The sequence below is a fragment of the Corynebacterium striatum ATCC 6940 genome, assembly GCF_000159135.1.
Classification (GTDB): domain Bacteria; phylum Actinomycetota; class Actinomycetes; order Mycobacteriales; family Mycobacteriaceae; genus Corynebacterium; species Corynebacterium striatum.
Map to the genome: position 1 here is coordinate 1 of NZ_GG667527.1, position 15,995 is coordinate 15,995.

Annotated in this window: 15 protein-coding genes and 1 tRNA gene; 4 read left to right on the plus strand and 12 right to left on the minus strand. The window is 62.4% G+C overall.

Features of this window, described 5'->3' with window-relative positions:
• On the plus strand, positions 1 to 507 hold a 507-nt coding region (locus HMPREF0308_RS14050; protein ID WP_005531285.1), incomplete at its 5' end, for a helix-turn-helix domain-containing protein.
• Between the two features lie 142 nt (positions 508 to 649).
• Here HMPREF0308_RS14050 and HMPREF0308_RS10100 read toward each other — a convergent pair.
• Genes HMPREF0308_RS10100 through HMPREF0308_RS10115 form a run of 4 tightly spaced genes read right to left on the minus strand, consistent with a single transcriptional unit; the run spans position 650 to position 4,071 of the window.
• A complete protein-coding gene (locus HMPREF0308_RS10100) occupies positions 650 to 1,450 on the minus strand; it encodes a CE1 family esterase (RefSeq protein WP_005531287.1) in 801 nt (266 codons plus the stop codon).
• Between the two features lie 11 nt (positions 1,451 to 1,461).
• Positions 1,462 to 2,427: a metal ABC transporter permease gene (locus tag HMPREF0308_RS10105; RefSeq protein WP_005531289.1), complete on the minus strand. Its 966-nt coding sequence runs from the start codon at positions 2,425 to 2,427 to the stop codon at positions 1,462 to 1,464.
• Positions 2,405 to 3,106, minus strand: coding sequence for a metal ABC transporter ATP-binding protein (locus HMPREF0308_RS10110; protein WP_005531291.1), 702 nt, complete (start codon positions 3,104 to 3,106; stop codon positions 2,405 to 2,407). The genes HMPREF0308_RS10105 and HMPREF0308_RS10110 overlap by 23 nt, the downstream gene beginning before the upstream one ends.
• A complete protein-coding gene (locus HMPREF0308_RS10115) occupies positions 3,106 to 4,071 on the minus strand; it encodes a metal ABC transporter solute-binding protein, Zn/Mn family (protein ID WP_005531293.1) in 966 nt (321 codons plus the stop codon). The genes HMPREF0308_RS10110 and HMPREF0308_RS10115 overlap by 1 nt, the downstream gene beginning before the upstream one ends.
• 107 nt (positions 4,072 to 4,178) lie before the next feature.
• Between HMPREF0308_RS10115 and HMPREF0308_RS10120 the strand changes: the two genes are divergently transcribed.
• Positions 4,179 to 5,288, plus strand: coding sequence for a LacI family DNA-binding transcriptional regulator (locus HMPREF0308_RS10120; protein ID WP_005531294.1), 1,110 nt, complete (start codon positions 4,179 to 4,181; stop codon positions 5,286 to 5,288).
• A gap of 97 nt (positions 5,289 to 5,385) precedes the next feature.
• On the opposite strand, the gene otsB is transcribed toward HMPREF0308_RS10120, so the two are convergent.
• The 5 genes from otsB to thrE all read right to left on the minus strand — a co-directional run bounded on the left by otsB (position 5,386) and on the right by thrE (position 10,425).
• Positions 5,386 to 6,168: a trehalose-phosphatase gene (otsB, locus tag HMPREF0308_RS10125; RefSeq protein WP_005531296.1), complete on the minus strand. Its 783-nt coding sequence runs from the start codon at positions 6,166 to 6,168 to the stop codon at positions 5,386 to 5,388.
• Between the two features lies 1 nt (position 6,169).
• Positions 6,170 to 6,667 carry a hypothetical protein gene (locus HMPREF0308_RS10130; RefSeq protein ID WP_034657459.1) on the minus strand — a complete coding sequence of 166 codons (498 nt, stop codon included), beginning with the start codon at positions 6,665 to 6,667 and terminating at the stop codon, positions 6,170 to 6,172.
• Positions 6,664 to 8,094 carry an alpha,alpha-trehalose-phosphate synthase (UDP-forming) gene (locus HMPREF0308_RS10135; RefSeq protein ID WP_005531300.1) on the minus strand — a complete coding sequence of 477 codons (1,431 nt, stop codon included), beginning with the start codon at positions 8,092 to 8,094 and terminating at the stop codon, positions 6,664 to 6,666. Before HMPREF0308_RS10135 ends, HMPREF0308_RS10130 begins: the two co-directional genes overlap by 4 nt.
• A gap of 5 nt (positions 8,095 to 8,099) precedes the next feature.
• A complete protein-coding gene (locus HMPREF0308_RS10140; RefSeq protein ID WP_005531302.1) occupies positions 8,100 to 8,447 on the minus strand; it encodes a hypothetical protein in 348 nt (115 codons plus the stop codon).
• A gap of 187 nt (positions 8,448 to 8,634) precedes the next feature.
• The gene (thrE, locus tag HMPREF0308_RS10145; RefSeq protein WP_005531304.1) at positions 8,635 to 10,425 is read right to left on the minus strand and encodes a threonine/serine exporter ThrE; all 1,791 of its coding nucleotides are present in this window, start codon (positions 10,423 to 10,425) and stop codon (positions 8,635 to 8,637) included.
• 160 nt (positions 10,426 to 10,585) lie between these two features.
• Here thrE and HMPREF0308_RS10150 point away from each other — a divergent pair.
• A tRNA-Thr gene (locus tag HMPREF0308_RS10150) sits at positions 10,586 to 10,658 on the plus strand.
• Here HMPREF0308_RS10150 and HMPREF0308_RS10155 read toward each other — a convergent pair.
• Positions 10,658 to 11,209, minus strand: coding sequence for a TetR/AcrR family transcriptional regulator (locus tag HMPREF0308_RS10155; RefSeq protein WP_005531306.1), 552 nt, complete (start codon positions 11,207 to 11,209; stop codon positions 10,658 to 10,660). The two genes, HMPREF0308_RS10150 and HMPREF0308_RS10155, sit on opposite strands and share 1 nt — an antisense overlap.
• Positions 11,196 to 12,683: an MFS transporter gene (locus tag HMPREF0308_RS10160; RefSeq protein WP_005531309.1), complete on the minus strand. Its 1,488-nt coding sequence runs from the start codon at positions 12,681 to 12,683 to the stop codon at positions 11,196 to 11,198. The genes HMPREF0308_RS10155 and HMPREF0308_RS10160 overlap by 14 nt, the downstream gene beginning before the upstream one ends.
• 201 nt (positions 12,684 to 12,884) lie before the next feature.
• Between HMPREF0308_RS10160 and HMPREF0308_RS10165 the strand changes: the two genes are divergently transcribed.
• Positions 12,885 to 14,621, plus strand: a complete 1,737-nt coding sequence (locus tag HMPREF0308_RS10165; RefSeq protein WP_005531311.1) for a pyruvate dehydrogenase — start codon at positions 12,885 to 12,887, stop codon at positions 14,619 to 14,621.
• A gap of 80 nt (positions 14,622 to 14,701) precedes the next feature.
• Here the strand turns inward: HMPREF0308_RS10165 and HMPREF0308_RS10170 are convergent, their stop codons facing one another.
• Complete coding sequence (locus tag HMPREF0308_RS10170; protein ID WP_005531313.1) at positions 14,702 to 15,976, minus strand: MFS transporter; 1,275 nt, start codon at positions 15,974 to 15,976, stop codon at positions 14,702 to 14,704.
• Positions 15,977 to 15,995 lie beyond the last annotated feature (19 nt).

A 15,995-nucleotide genomic window follows, 5' to 3' on the forward strand; every position in this document is an offset into this window, starting at 1 on the left:
GCGTCCACTCAGAGGGAGCTGCTGAATGCATTGTCTCGCTCACAGGAGCAATTGCTGGTGTTGTGCGAGCGCAAAGACTCGGCGACCTGGGTATGGGATATACAAGAGTTAAAGAGCAGCGATTTCATTTACTTGGTGGATTATTCACAGCATTCGCGTGAGAAGCTTCAAAAGGCAATCAATTTGGGCGCGTCTGCATATTGTGTGGTTACCCGGGAAGCTCGATCCGGCCATGGGGGCCTTAAAATAAGTTGTTGCTTTGAAATAAACGGCGTAGCTGTTGGGACAATGCCTGAACCAGATATGCAGCGAAACCTCGAGCGACTATCCGCGATTCAGCTTCGAGTTTTAAACGGAATTATATGTGGGCACTCAAATTATGGCATCGCGGAGGAAACCCATCTTTCTGTGCCGATGATCAAGAAAATAGTTTCCCAGCTGCTCGACATATTTGCTGCAGAGAACAGAGTCCAGTTAGCCCTCAAAACCTTACCCGCTATGGGTTGAGCTGCCAAACCTGTTGCAAATTCCCAGGGCAGGAAAACCAGACCTCCTGCTCGCATTTTCACGCGCTTGCCGACGCCGCGCAATCCACCAGAGAGCTGCATTTCCAGGGCTGGGTAGGTGGTGGGGGAGGCGAGCCGCGGGGCTATAAGCCGAAGAAATCCTCCACCACCTGGGCCGCGATGAAGCTATCGGTATTCGGCCCCAAGCGCGCGTCGAGCTCGTTGCCCGAGGGGATGACGTGGCCCACGCCTTCCATGGTCCACAGCTCCACTGGGTTTTTGCCTGGCCACGTGCGCAGCTCGATGTCGTCGAAGGGCCGAGACACAACAACCTCGCCCGCGCCGTTGAGCTCAGCGAAGCGTTGCGCAGTCCACGGCGCCGAGGTCACCTTTCCGCGCGTGCTGCCCATAATGCCTGCCTCACCACCCTCGTAGGGAGCGAGCGGGTCCGCAGTGCCGTGCATCATGAGCACCGGGGTGGGCTTATAGCCATCGGGATTAGACGGCGCATGGTTAGCACCGCTGCCCAGCGTGGAGGCGAAGATGCAGGCGCCGTCGAGGAGGCCGGGGGCGTCGAAAAGCAAGCGAATGACCATCTGCCCACCGTTGGAATAGCCGCACGCGAAGGTGCGCTGGGTTCCGTACTCGTGGTGGATTGTATCCACCACGTGGCACAGGAACGCGATGTCGTCGATGCCCAGCTCGCGGGTCTTGACCGGCAGGATGGCGCGGGAGTCGTTGAAGTGGCGGCCCACGCCGTCCGGGTAGACCACCACCGTGCCCGTGCGTTCGGCTAACTCGTCGAAGGTGCCGGCCGTGAAGCGCCGCAAAACGCTGCCATTTTGCAGCGAACCGTGGAGGAAAAGCAGCAGGTTAGGGCCAGGATTCTCCGGCGCGACGACGGTGTACTTGCGCTTTTGGCCCTGAAATTCCACGGTGGTCATGGGCCACTAGTTTAGTCCTGGTGCACGCAGTGCTCGTCGTGGGTGCTGGTGTGGTGCTTTTCGGAATCGCTGCGGCCCTCGAAGTGGGCCTTGGTGACGCGGGCGGCGGCGATGTCGTCGCGAACCGCGCGGCGATTGCGCAACCAGCCGATGAGGCGGCAGACCAAATAGATGATGAAGGAAATCGTAGTCACGAAGACCGAGACCGGCAGGCCCGGAGCCAGGGACAAAATGAGACCGCCCACGGCTGCGACCTCCGCGAAGATGGTGGACCACAAGACCGCACGCACGGGGGAGGAAGTAATTTGCACCGCCGCGGCGCCTGGCGTGATGAGCAGGGCCATGACGAGCAGCGAGCCGACAATCTGCACCGACTGCGCGGCGGTCAGGCCCACCAGGATGGCAAAGCCCACGGAAATAACGCGGACCGGAACGCCGGCCGCCTGGGCCATGACGGGGTCGGCGGAGGCGAAGAGCATCGGGCGCCAGAACAGCGCCACAATGGCCACGATGATGACCGTGGTCAGCGCGAGCAGCCATACCGAGGCCGCGGAAACGCCCACGATCTGGCCGGTCAGCAGCGTCATCGCCGTATTGGAGTTGCCCGGGTAGAGGTGCAAGAACAGCACGGACAGGCCGAGACCGAAGCTCATCACCACGCCAATGGCGCTATCTTGCTGGCCTTTGAGACCCAGCACCGCGAGGATGATCGCTGCCACGATGGCGCCGGCAATTGCGCCGAAGCCCAGGTTGAAACCAAAAAGCAGCGCCGCAGAAGCGCCCATCAGTGCCAGCTCTGAGGTGGCGTGGACCGAGAAGGACATCTGCCGCAGCACGATGAGCGAAGTCATAACGCCGGACAAGATACCCAGCAGCGCGCAGGCCCACAGGGAGGATTGCACGAAGTCGACACTGAGCAGGTACTGGGTGTCTTCCCAAAACTTAGACAGCGAGCTAGACAACGATGAGCCTCCCATCGACTTCAATGACGTTGACCTTGGAACCGTAGAGCTCCGAGAGGACATCGGAGCGCATGACCTCGTCCACTGCGCCATACATGTGACCGTGTGGGGCGATGTAGAGCACCTTGTCCACCACGCCCAGCACCGGGTTGATGCCGTGCGTCACGAACAGAATCGAGGTGCCGCGCTCCGTGCGCCAGCGGTCGAGTTTTTCCACCGTGGCCTGCTGCCGGGCCGGGTCCAGGGAAAGCAGTGGCTCGTCGGCGAGGATGAGCTGCGGGTCGTTGGACAGGGCCTGCGCCTGGCGGACTAATTGCTGCTGGCCGCCGGAAAGCTGGCCCACGCGGCGCTCAGCGATGCCGGTGGCACCTACCTCGGCGAGCAGCTCGTCGACGCGGGCGCGGGAGGGGCGTCGTTTAGCGATGGCCCCATGTGCCAACGACAGTGAGACCAAATCCCGGGCGCGCATGGGCAAATCCTGCGGGAACATGCGCTGCTGCGGGATAAAGCCCACGCGCGAGTTGACCTCCACGCGGCCGCCGGTGAGTTGACGCGTGCCCAAGATGGTGCCGAGCAGCGTGGACTTGCCCACGCCATTGGGGCCCAAAACGGCGATAAACTCGCCGCTTTCGACGGCGAGGTTAAGGCCTGACCACAGCGGCTCTACCGCTGCATCATGGAACTGTACGAGCACTAGGCTTTGACCGCCTCGAGTGCGGAGACAGCCTGGTCGTAGTAGTCGAGGAAGTTGGTGTCCTCCGGCGGGGTCTCGCCGATTTCCACGATCGGCACGTTGCGGTCCTCGGCAGCCTTGCGGATGCGCGAGGAGATGTCCGTCTCAGTCTGCGGGTTGTAAATCAGCAGGTCCACCTTGCCGTCCTTGACGGTCTGCAGAAAGCGCGCCAGGTCCGCCGCGGTTGGCTCGCCCTCGGAAACAGTGGCCTTGCGGAAGCCCTCCGGCGTCACGTCCAAGGCAGGGGTGTACTTCATGATGTAGTCCGCAATCGGTTCGGTCTGCGCATAGTTGAGCTTCGGCAGCTTCTCGACACGCGCCTTAATGCCCTCGACGCGCTCCAACAGCGGGTCTGCAGATGCCTTGGCCTCTGGGTTGGCCTTATTGACCAGGTCGGCGACCTCAGTGGCCACCTTCTCGATGGCGGCAGCGTCGTACCAGACGTGCTCGTTGCCCTCGATGTTGGTGACCTTGGACGGGTCAGACTTGGCGACGTCCTTGGCCTCCATCGCGGTGACGACGTCCGGCTCTTCGTCGAGCTTGCCGTGGTCGGTCAGAGGGAGGGCGTGGATGATCTCGTCTTGGTTCTTCACAGCCTGGTAGAGCCAGGAATCGTATCCGCCGCCACCGACGATGAGGACGTCGGCCTCGTTGGCCTTAGCGATGTCTGCCGCGGTGGGCTCAAAGTGGTGCGGGTCGACGCCGTTGCCTTTGACGATGGGCTCAACCTCGACGTCGACATCTGCCTGCGCGGTGTCGATGACGGCTTCTGCTACGTCGGCCCAGATGGAGGTGGAGGCGACAACCTTGATGGTGTCGGAGTCGCCGGCGCCCTCGGAGTCGGCGCTAGAGCATGCAGTGAGGACGAGGCTGCCCGCGCACAGGGTGGCAACTGAGGCGGTGAAACGCTTTAGAGAAAAACTCATACTGTCTAGTTTGCGGTTGTTGAAAATTATTGTCAAATGATAATGTATTGAAAATCCGTGGCTCGGGAGCCGTAAAGAATGTGGGAGAACAAGGTAGGGTAACCAGCATGGTAAAACGCAGCCACAATCGGAAAACTCTGGCCTCGCTGGCTGCTGAATTGGGTGTATCTCGAACCACCGTATCCAACGCCTATAACCGCCCTGACCAGTTAGCGCCTGCCACTCGGGAGCGAATCCTCACTGCTGCGGCCGCGCACGGCTACACCGGGCCCGACCCCACCGCGCGCAGCCTGCGTACCCGCCGCGCGGATTCCACCGGCGTGCTGTTGACCGAACACCTTTCCTATGCCTTCGAGGACGCCGCCTCGGTGGACTTCTTGGCGGGAATGGCGGAGGCGTCGACAGGCGCTGCGACCACCCTCACGCTCATCCCCGCCGGGCCGGATGCGCCATCCGACGACGCCGCCGCCCTGCTCGCCCGCGCTGCCGTCGACGGCTTCGTTATCTACTCCGTTTCTGCGGGCTCCGTGGCCGCCGCGGCGCAGCGTGGCCTGCCTGTGGTGGTGTGCGACCAGCCCAAGGATTCCGGCCTGCCCTTCGTGGGCATCGACGATCGGGCTGCGATTAAGCCTGCGGCACGCGCGCTTGTCGACGCCGGGCACCGCAACATCGGCATCCTTTGTATCCGCCTGCGCCACGAGCGCCTCGACGGCTTTGTAACGCGCGAGCAGGTCGAAGCCGCAGACATGCACGTGCAGCGCGACCGCGTACTCGGAGCCCTCGACGTGTTTGATGACGCCGCGCTTTCCGAGGTCCCCATCGTCACCCGCCACATCAACGACGCCAGCACTGCGCGCGCTGCCGCGGAAGAGCTGCTTGCCGCGCGCCCTGAGCTCACCGCGGTGCTGTGCACGACCGACTCGATGGCGCTCGGCGTGCTCGGTGTCTTGCGCGATGCTGGTCTCGCGGCACCGAAAGACCTCTCCGTGACCGGCTTCGATGGCATCACTACCGCACTGTTGGTGGGCCTGGCCACCGTCGTGCAACCGAATAAAGCCAAAGGCGCGGCGGCAGGCCATATGTTGGCCGAGCATATCGACGCCGCGCTTTCCGAGACTGCCCCAGTGCACGACCATAAGCTACTGCCCACCCGTTTCAACGAGGGGACCACGGTGGGCTCGCCGCGCGAGCAGCATTTTTTGGATTGGCAGCTCTAGTCGGCACATTTTGCCAAATATTGCGCCAAAATTTGCCGAAATCAGCGCCTTGTTTGGCAAAATGTACCGCGCTTGCCCCGTTTAACGCGCATCACGCTTAAGCGCCGAAGTGAACCGCGCGGGCCGCAGCGAGCTCCTCCAAAAAATCAGACACAGCCGCAATATCCGGAACGCGGTGTGCGGCTAGCGTCTCGCCCTCGCCAACCTTCACGCCCAGGTCTGGTGGCTGATTCAAAACCGCGAATCCATCTTCATCGGTGACGTCATCACCCAGGAAGACGGTGGCGGTGGCTCCGACGCGCTCGCGCAGCTCGGAAATCCATGAACCCTTCGTGGCCTGGGTAGCGGAGAACTCGATGACAGACTTGCCGGCAGTCATGGGGAAACTGGCTGGGTCGAGTGCACGGCCAGCAGCGTAGGCCTCTGCCGCCAGATCCGGGTCGCTGAGCTCCAGCCGGCGCAGGTGGAGCACGCGCTGGAAAGGCTTAATCTCAATTTCCGCGCCAGGGAAGCGCTCCATCAGCTCGCGGATTTCTGCTTCCTTGCGGTCCAAGTGCGCCTGGGCCTCCGGCGAAAGGGAAGAGTCCTGCCACGAGGACTCCGCGCCGTGGGAGCCGCCCAACAGAACCGGCTCACGCAGCGGGAAGACGCGCTTTAAGCCCTCCAGGTGGCGGCCAGAAAGTGCTGCGACCGTGGTGTTGGGCAAGCCTGCGAGGCGCTCTAGCGCTGCCAGCGAGCGCGGTTCTGGCTCGACCTCATAAATCGCTTTGGCGAAGCCGGCGAGGGTGCCGTCGAAGTCAGAGACCACGGCCAGGTGCTCGGTGGCAGCCACCTCAGCGAGGCCGGGAAAATTCGTGTGCGAATCAGTCATGGTCTCCATCCTAAAGCGAGACCATGCGGATAGCAGGCGAGTCCACCTCCGCGGTGTCCAGCGTTAGAACCAGCTGGTTGTTGGGGTTGAGACGCACCTCGAACTTGTGCTCCTCAGCGAGCAAGTTGCGCAGCAGGTTATCTGCCCACAGGGCCGAACCCGTGCAGTCATCGGGGCGGGTATCGATGCGTACCTTATCGATGGTCATCAAGTCCGCATCGCGAATATTCGCTGCCTCCTCGCCCTCGGTATAGGACACCTTGGCCTGGAAAGGCGAGCAGCCAGTGGACCCCACAATGGAAGACTCGCCGAAGCTCATCTGCGGAACCGAGACCGCATTCTGCGGGATGGCCGAAGGCTCATCAGGCTTGGTGTAGATAGCCACGACCTGCCAATCCTTGCCCACGATGCGCTCGTCGCCGCGCGGGGTAGGGCCCTCGTCCTCTGAGCCGCACGCGCTGAGACCGACTGTGGCCACGAGCATTACTGCTGTGAGAAGTCGCTTCACTTATTCACCGCCGCCTCATCTAGAGCACCTAAGAACGCGCGGGACCACACGTTCACGTCATGCGAGATTACCTGCTCGTGAAGGTCGAGCATGCGTTGACGCATGGTGTCGGGGGCGTCGTCAAGCGCTTTAAGTGCGGAAAGCAGTGCGCGCTTGATGGACTCGATGTCGAAAGGATTGCACAAGTTGGCCTGCGTGAGCTCGTCTGCCGCGCCCGCGAACTCGGAGAGAACCAGCGCGCCGCGGCCGTCGGAATGCGCGGCCACGTACTCCTTGGCCACCAGGTTCATGCCGTCTTTGAAGGGGGTGACCAGCATGACGTCGGCAAGCCGGTAGTACTTGCGCAGCGCGTCCTTGGGCACGGCGCGGTGGACGTAGTGAACCACCGGGCATCCAATCTGTCCAAAGCGGCCATTGATGCGGCCCACGGCCTCCTCCACCTGGGAACGCGTGGCGCGGTAATGGTCGATACGCTCGCGCGACGGCGTGGCAACCTGCACGAGCGCCACCTCCCGTGGGTCAAGCGCCTCGGTTTCCAGCAACTCCTCGAAGGCCTTGAGGCGCTGCAGGATGCCCTTGGTGTAGTCCAGCCTGTCGACGCCCAGAATCACCCGGTGGTGCCCGCCGAACTCTGCGCGCAGACGGGCTACTTCCTGCTCGTCTGCGGGCGTGAAGTTCGCGAGGGAAGAGGTTTCGATGGAGATGGGGAAGGCGCCTACGCCTACGGTGCGACCATCGACGTTGATCCCCGCGCTAATCTCGCGCGTGCTTACCTCGCCGGTGACCTCGAGATCGAGTCGTTTGGCCAGATCGAGGAAGTTGCGGGCATTGGACTCGAGGTGGAAACCGATGACGTCGGCACCCATGAGGCCACGCACGACTTCCTCGCGCCACGGCAGCTGCAGGAACAGATCCGCAGAGGGGAAAGGGATGTGCAGGAAGAACCCGATGGTGAGGTCGGGGCGCAGCTGGCGCAGGATGCCTGGCAGGAGCTGCAGCTGGTAGTCCTGCACCCACACAGTGGCGTTGGGGGCAGCGACCTTGGCTACTTCCTCAGCGAATCGGAGGTTGACCTCGCGGTAGGCGTACCACCACTCGCGCTTATAGACAGGAGTGACGATGAGGTCGTGGTATAGCGGCCACAGGGTGGCGTTGGAAAATCCCTCGTAGAAGCCCTCGAAGTCGGCTTCGGTGAGTTTGACGGGGTGTAATAAGATGCCGCGCTCGGTGGTGAAAGGCTCGGGGGCGTCATTGATGACGCCTGGCCAGCCCACCCAGCAGCCCTGCTGGGCCTCCAGCACGGGGGACAGGGCCGTGACCAGTCCGCCGGGCGAGGCCTTCCAAGTGCGGGTGCCGTCAGGCTGGACCTCAAGGTCCACAGGGAGGCGGTTGGCCACCACCACGAAGGAATTGTCGTGGCCAGACATCTGCCCTAGGCCTTCTTCGTGGTCTTTTTAGCTGCCTTCTTGGCAGTCTTCTTGGTGGCCTTCTTAGCCGTCTTCTTCGTAGACTTCTTGGCAGCCTTCTTGGTGGTCTTCTTCGTAGACTTCTTGGCAGCCTTCTTGGTGGCCTTCTTTGGTGCGGCCTCGGCCTGCTCAGCGAGGACCTTCTTGTGGACCAAGCCCTCTGGCTCGACACCGAGCATGGACATCAAGGTCACGCCGTCGAGGAAGTCCTCGGCGTAAGTGGCAACGATGCGGCGCGCAGCGCGGGCGGTCTCTTCCTCGACTGCATTGGTTTGGTCCGCAGCGGGCTGAGTGTCAGTGACCTTTGGTGGCACGAAGTCCTCCTGAACGAGTTGTGAAAGCTTTCAGACAGGACATTCTACGCCATATGGCCGTGCGGTGCGGATTCGGGTCCAGCGGGCAGGGCTCGGTGGCGGGGGTGCCGCCCTAATTGCCAAATTGTTGCTGTTTTGCGCGCGGTTTTGGCCACGATTCGGCATCTAGGCAGGCTGCACTCCAACGCTATGGCTGCGGGTCCTGCGGCGTGGTGCCCGGCACCGTGTACTTCGGCCTAGTTGCCGAAGTATCGCCGTTTTCCGTCCTGTTTTGCTCGCGATCCGGCAATTGGGGTGGCTCAGAGTCGGATGCGGCGCCCTGCGGCTGTGCCTCCCACTGCGTGGTCGCCGGCCACATCTCGGTGATGGTCTCCCACTCTTCCTTCCAGTCCTCGCCAATGGCCTGGTCTTGGAGCATACGCACCTGCTGCGCCGGCATCGGCGGCTTAGGCCCATGCTTCGGCGGCAGCACCGGCCTGTTGACCTTCGGCGCGAACGGCGAAAGCGGCACGCGCGGAATGCGCGGCCTGCGGGCCGCCAAGCGGGTGGTCTGGTGGAAGGAGAAGTGGCCAATGCGCTTGAACGCCGAGTACGGGCGGAAGTACTGCGGGCGGCGCAGGCGGCGGGCAACGCGCTCGCCCAGCACAACGCCAGCAGCCAGCGCACCAGCGATGGCAATAGCGCGGGCAAGGTTGGTAAAGCCCACAATCATTTGCTCATTCAGCGAGGCGTACATGCCGCGGTACAAGGTCAGACCCGGCAGCATCGGGGTATAGCCCACGATCATCGTGATGAGCGGTGGCATCATCCACCGGCGGGAGAGCAAGCCACCGGCCAGTCCCACGGCCACTGCGGAAATGCCGCTGGCCACCACAGCGCCCACGCCAAATGGAATGACCACGAAGTAGTAGAAGAGCATACCGGCGCCGGCCGTCAGACCAGAGATGGTGACCTCAATCCACGAGGCGCCACAAGCCAGTGCAAAGGCCGCCGAACCGATGCTGCCGCACAGAATGAGCAGCGGAACCTGGTGGTAGACCGGCGGTGCGAGTGTCGCCAGCGGCGGCAGCGTAAAGCCCATCCAGTCCGAGAACTGAATACCAACGCCAACGCCCGCGATGATAGCGCCCGTGGCTAGCATTGCCTCAAAGAAGCGAGCCGCCGAGGTCACCGGTGCGCGCGTGATGCCGTCAACCAAGCATTGCACCAGCGTAAGGCCAGCAACGAGGACGATGATTCCCGAACCAATAATCTGCGAAGGCGAGAACGTAATGCCCATGCCCGCAGCCAAGTTGTAGAGGATTGCCGCAGGCACGACGGCCAAGAATCCGCCAATAATGTTCTGGTAGAACGGCGGCACTCGGAACTTTGCGGCCCACGTGTTCACACCCATGATGAGCAAAGAGACGAAAAACGCCACGACGCCAACCAAGGCGTCGCCGCCCAGCATGACCGCGAAGGAACCGCCCATAACACCCCAGCCCGCCAGAACGGTGGAGGTGCGATAAGGCGCCTTCATGTTGTTGATCTCATCGAGGACGCGCTCAGCCATCGCCGGCGGGGTGGCGCCCGAACGGATGGAGTAGATCAGGCGGTCCACAGCAGAGAGCTTGGAAAAGTCCACGGTAATAGCCGGTGCCACGCGGAAGACGTGGAGATTGCGGCGGTTGGCGCCGGTGCCAATTGCAGTGTGGATCGTGATCGTATTCATCATGATGTCCACGTGGCAGTAGTGCAGACCATAAGACGACGCCACGAGGTGAATCTGCGCCTTCGCGTCTGAGTTCGCGGTGCCAGCGCTGATGAGGATTTCACCCACGCGGGCCGCGATCTCCATGACGCCCGTGACTTGGGCGGCATCGGTCAGGTCAACCGGCGCCAGCGGCGATGGTGGCGGCGCGGCCTTAGCCGCGTCGATCGTGGCAACGTAGCCGGAAGAGGCGCTAAAACGCTCTCTCCATGCGGAAAAGAAAGACACCCAACTAACCCTTAAACACGAACCCTAGAAATGACCAAAACTTGCGCGGAGACTATTCCTGCACTCTAACTGTTGTGACTCGCGTGCGCACAGGCCACCCCAGCATTTTTCTAGGGCGCGGTGCTCAGGTACGATTCTTCGCAGCGGTATTAACCGCAGTGCTGGAGTGGCGCAATCGGTAGCGCAACGCACTTGTAATGCGTAGGTTGCGAGTTCAAGTCTCGTCTCCAGCTCAAGACTGCTTTACGTGGAGCTCCCCGGTGTCCAAGAACGCCAGGAGGAGCTCCACTATTTTTTTGCGTGAAGTCGCCGGAATCTTGCGCTCGGTCAGGTGGTCATGCACCCACAAGCCGTTGCCCAACAGCGTTACGATGAGCGGGCTGAGGTTATTTCCGGCTGGGTCGGGCATCCAGCGCTTGTCGACGCCACTCCATTGCTCCATGAAGTCCGCGTGTTGCTGTGAGTGAATGCTCATCAGCAGCTCGATGAGCGGATCGTTCTTGCCCAAGGACAAGATGAGTGCCCGGTAGCGCTCCTTCTCACTGAGCTCCTCCGCCTTCTTGCCACCAGCCAGCGCCTCCAGCTCGTCCTCCCAACGCTGCGCGCAGAAGCGGTGGCAGTCCACCAGCAGCGCGTGCCGGGAGGGGAAGTGGTAGATGAGCCCCGACTTGGAGATGCCGGTGGCGGTGGCGAGGGCGTCGTAAGTCACGGCGTGCACGCCCTCCGCCTCGATGATGGCGAGGGCGGCCTCGAGGGCCTCGGTCTTCTTGCTAATGCGCGGCATTATTGCCTCCAGACTTGGGGTTGTGCTTGAAGCACCAGCCGGTTACTGCGGCTAGAACGAGCATAAAGGCCATGAGCCCGCCCAAGGTGGTGAGGTAGGCCTCGTTGTAGGCGCTGGCGGCGGTGTCGTGGGTCGCGGCGTCGTAAAGCGCCTGCATGCCTGAGATGCCTTCGGGGAGGTTGCGGGCGTAGAGCAACGGGAGGATGGAGCCCGTGATTGCGATGGACAGCAACGTGCCGAACTCGTAGGAGACCTCCTCCACGCCCGCGGCCATGCCGGAGCGGTGCGCCGGTGCCGCGCCGATGATGGCCGTGGAGGACACGGACATCGTCAAGCCCGCGCCAATACCCATCGTGAGCATGCCCGCGACGAAGAGCCAGAAGATGCCGTGGTGGCCGGCCCACATTGCGATGCCGATGCCCGCCGCCATGAACAGGAAACCGCCCGCGATGATGGGCAGAAAACCCCAGCGGTGCAGGTTAGCGCCGCCCAGCGTGGACATCGGGAGTGCGGCGATGGCCACCGCGGAGATGGTCAGGCCGGCGTGGAGGGGCGAGAAGCCGTCGACAAGCTGCAGCTTCTGGGTAGTGAGCATCTCCAAGCCGGACATGCCAAACATGGCGCCGCCCGCGGTGATGACGCCGCCGCTAAAGACGGGGGAGCGGAAGATGTCGAAGGTCAGCAGTGGGTCCGTGAGCTGGTTCTGGCGGCGGGCAAAGAGGAATGCGCCGACGAGGAAGACCAGCAGCGCGCCACCGGCGAGACTGAACTGGGAGCCCGCGAAGGACTTGATGGAAAGCACCAGCGAGGACAGCGTCACTAGGGCGAAGAGCGAGGAGATGAAGTCCCAGTGTTTCTCGGGATTCGGCTGATTGGGAGGTGCGAGAAAGTAGGTCAGGGTCAGTGCAATGAGGACGATGGGCACGTTGATGAGGAAGACCGAACCCCACCAAAAGTGCTCCAACAGGAATCCTCCCACGGTGGGGCCGACGGCGGCGCCGACTACGGCGACCGAGCCCCAGATGCCGATGGCGGTGTTGCGCTCGATTTCGTCGTCGAAGGTCAGGCGAATGAGCGCGAGGGTCGCGGGCATCATGACGGCAGCGCCGAGTCCGAGCAGCGCGCGGGCGCCGACGAGGAACCATGCGCTGGGGGCGAGGGCTGCAGCTAGGGAGGCTCCGCCAAACAGGAAGAGGCCGATGACGAACATGCGGCGGTGGCCGATGCGGTCACCCAAGGTGCCGGTTCCTAAAAGAAGGCCGGCAAGCACTAGCGCGTAAGCGTTGATGATCCACAGCTGTTGAGTCGAGGTGGTGTGGAGCTGCTCAGCGAGTGCGGGGAGCGCGGTGTACAGGATGGAGTTATCCAGGCCGATCATGAGCAGACCGAGCGAGACCACAGCGAAGAACGTCCAGCGCTGGGCCTTTGTCGATTGGGTGGCGGCGTGATTGTGCTCGGAATCTAGTGTGAACATGCGTGAAACTGTACCGAACGGTCATTGCAGTTTCAAACCCGTGGAAGGGCGTGTGCTCCGTGTCACTCGAGTGGGGTGAGCGTGAGTCTTAAGCAATTTGTTGGCATGGCAGTGACTGTACGGGGACACTGGGGTGTGGAGATTTTCTAAAGACTTTCTAGTTACAAAATCCTCAAGACTATTTCTGAAAGAAGCAGTGATATGGCGAAAAATTACGCAGAACAGCTCGTAGAAACTCTCGAGGCGCAGGGTGTCGAGCGCATTTATGGCCTCGTGGGGGACTCCCTGAACCCTATTGTTGACGCAGTCCGCCGCTCCTCGATCGACTGGGTTCACGTCCGCAACGAGGAGGCCGCAGCCTTCGCCGCTGAGGCGGATTCCCTGACCACCGGCAAGCTTGCTGTATGCGCGGCATCGTGCGGTCCTGGTAACACCCACTTGGTGCAGGGGCTTTACGACGCCCACCGCAACGGCGCCAAGGTCCTAGCCATCGCCTCCCACATCCCATCCCGCCAGATCGGCTCCAAGTTCTTCCAGGAGACCCACCCGGAGATGCTCTTCAACGAGTGCTCCGCTTACTGCGAGATGGTCAATTCTGCTGATCAGGGCGGCGTTATCCTGCACCACGCAATCCAGTCCACCATGGCTGGCAAGGGTGTATCCGTGCTGGTCATCCCGGGCGACGTTTCCACGCAGGAGGCTGGGGACGACACCTTCACCACCTCCACCATCTCCGCCGGCCGCCCGGTTGTGTTCCCAGACCCAGCCGAGGCTGCAGCCCTGACTCAGGCCATCAATGAGGCTAAGACCGTGGCGCTCTTCGTCGGTGCAGGCGTCAAGGATGCGCGTGAGCAGGTGCTGGCTCTGGCTGAGAAGATCAAGGCGCCAATCGGCCACGCCCTGGGCGGCAAGATGTACATCCAGTACGACAACCCGTTCGACGTCGGCATGTCCGGTCTGCTGGGCTACGGCGCGGCTCACGACGCCACCCACGAGGCCGATCTGCTCATCCTGCTGGGCACCGACTTCCCGTACAACGATTTCCTGCCGAAGGAGAACGTGGCGCAGGTCGACATCGACGGCTCCCACATCGGCCGCCGCACCAAGATTAAGTACCCGGTTACCGGTGACGTGGCTGCGACCATCGAGAACATCCTTCCGCACATTGATGAGAAGAAGGATCGCCGTTTCCTCGACAAGATGCTCAAGGAGCACTACAACAAGCTCAACCACGTGGTGGAGGCATACACCAAGAAGGCTGAGAAGATGAAGCCTATCCACCCAGAGTTCGTGGCCAACATCATCGATGAAGAAGCGGCTGACGACGCCGTCTTCACCGTCGACACCGGCATGTGCAACGTCTGGGGCGCGCGCTACATCACGCCGAACGGCAAGCGCGAGCAGATCGGCTCCTTCCGCCACGGCACGATGGCCAACGCCCTTCCGATGGCCATTGGAGCACAGGCCGCTAACGAAGGCCGCCAGGTCATTTCCTTCTCTGGCGATGGCGGACTGTCCATGCTCATGGGTGAGCTGCTCACCGTGAAGCTGCACAACCTGCCGGTGAAGACCTTCGTCTTCAACAACTCCTCCCTGGGCATGGTCAAGCTGGAGATGCTGGTCCAAGGCCTGCCGGAGCACGAGACCGACCACGCACACGTGGACTACGCGGCTATTGCTGAGGCTGCGGGCATCAAGCACATCCGCATCGAGGACCCAAAGAAGGCGCGCAAGCAGATTCGCGAGGCTATGGACTTCGATGGCCCAGTTCTGGTGGACATGGTCACCGACCCGAACGCACTGTCCATCCCGCCGACACTGACCTTCGAGCAGCTGCTGGGCTTCTCCAAGGCAGCTACCCGCACCGTCTTCGGCGGTGGCGTTGGTCAGATGCTGCAGCTGGCGCAGTCCAACCTGCGTAACATCCCGCGTCCGTAGCGAGCTAAAGCTCGCTACGGACGGCCAAGCGGCTCGCTACGGACGGCCAAGCGGCTCGCTACGGACGGCCAAAAGGCTTGTTACCTTTTGTGCGGGTCGCGCACCGGAATGAGGATGAGCGCGCCGACGAGCAGGACCAGGCCGATGGCCAGCACGCCGCCGCGGTCGCCTTGGCCGAGCCACGACACAAACAGGCCGAAGAGCAGGGGAGTCAGCCAGCTCACCGCGCGGCCGGTCGTGGCATAAAGGCCGAACATCTCACCCTCGCGGCCCGCAGGGGCAACGCGGGCGAGGAAGCCACGGGCCGAAGCCTGCGCCGGGCCCACGCATAGGCACAGGACGAGCCCGCAAATCCAGAAGGCCGTGGCGCCCGAAGCAAAATACATCACAATGGCCATCGCCGTGAGCGTGATGAGACAGGTGACGATGATGGCCTTGGGGCCCACATGGTCGTCGATAAGCCCGCCTATCACCGCACCCAGTGCAGCGGCGACGTTGGCGGCAACGCCGAAGATGAGGACGTCGCCAGGCAAAAGCCCATAGACGGATACGCCGAGCACGGCACCAAAACTAAACACCGCGGACAATCCGTCGCGGAATATGGCGGAGGCGAAAAGAAAGTAGACCGCATTGCGGTCCACCTGCCACAGATCCCGCAGCGTGCGGAAGAGCTCCTTGTAGGAATCCACGACGCCGCCGGCCGCACCGCCCGAAGGCGTAATTTCCGGAACACGAAACAGCACTGGCAGGGCGCTCACGCCAAACCAGATGGCCGCCAGCAGCGCCACCATGCGCATGTTGAAGCCGCCCTCCGTGGAAAGCCCCAGCGCGCCGCCATCCCCGGACACGAACCCGAAGTAGCAGATGAGCAGCAGCACGATGCCGCCAAAATAGCCCGCGGACCAGCCCAGACCGGAGACCCTGCCCACCTTGTCCTCCTCAGCCACCTGATTGAGCTGCGCGAAGTAGTTGACCTCAGCGAACTGGATGGTCACTGAGCCCACCGCGAGGCCCAGCAGACCCAGCCAGAAGTACACGGGCGCATCGTTGCGGATGAATGCGAGTGCCGCCATGGCAAGGAACGTCATAAGCGACCAAAAGCCCAGCGCGCGGCGGCGCCTGCCCAGCCGGTCGGAGCGCTGCCCCATGACCGGGGTGACCGCAAAGATAACAAGGCCCGCCACCGTCATGGACCATGACAGCCACTGTGCGGGAGTGAACTGGGAATCGATCTGCTTGCCCACCGAGTCGGTCAAGTAGACGGAGAAGATGAAGGTCACCAGCACCGCGTTGAACGCAGCCGAACCCCAGTCCCACATTGCCCAAGCTGCCACGGTCGCCTTGTCTGTGCACATGTTTGTGCGTTTGCGCGTG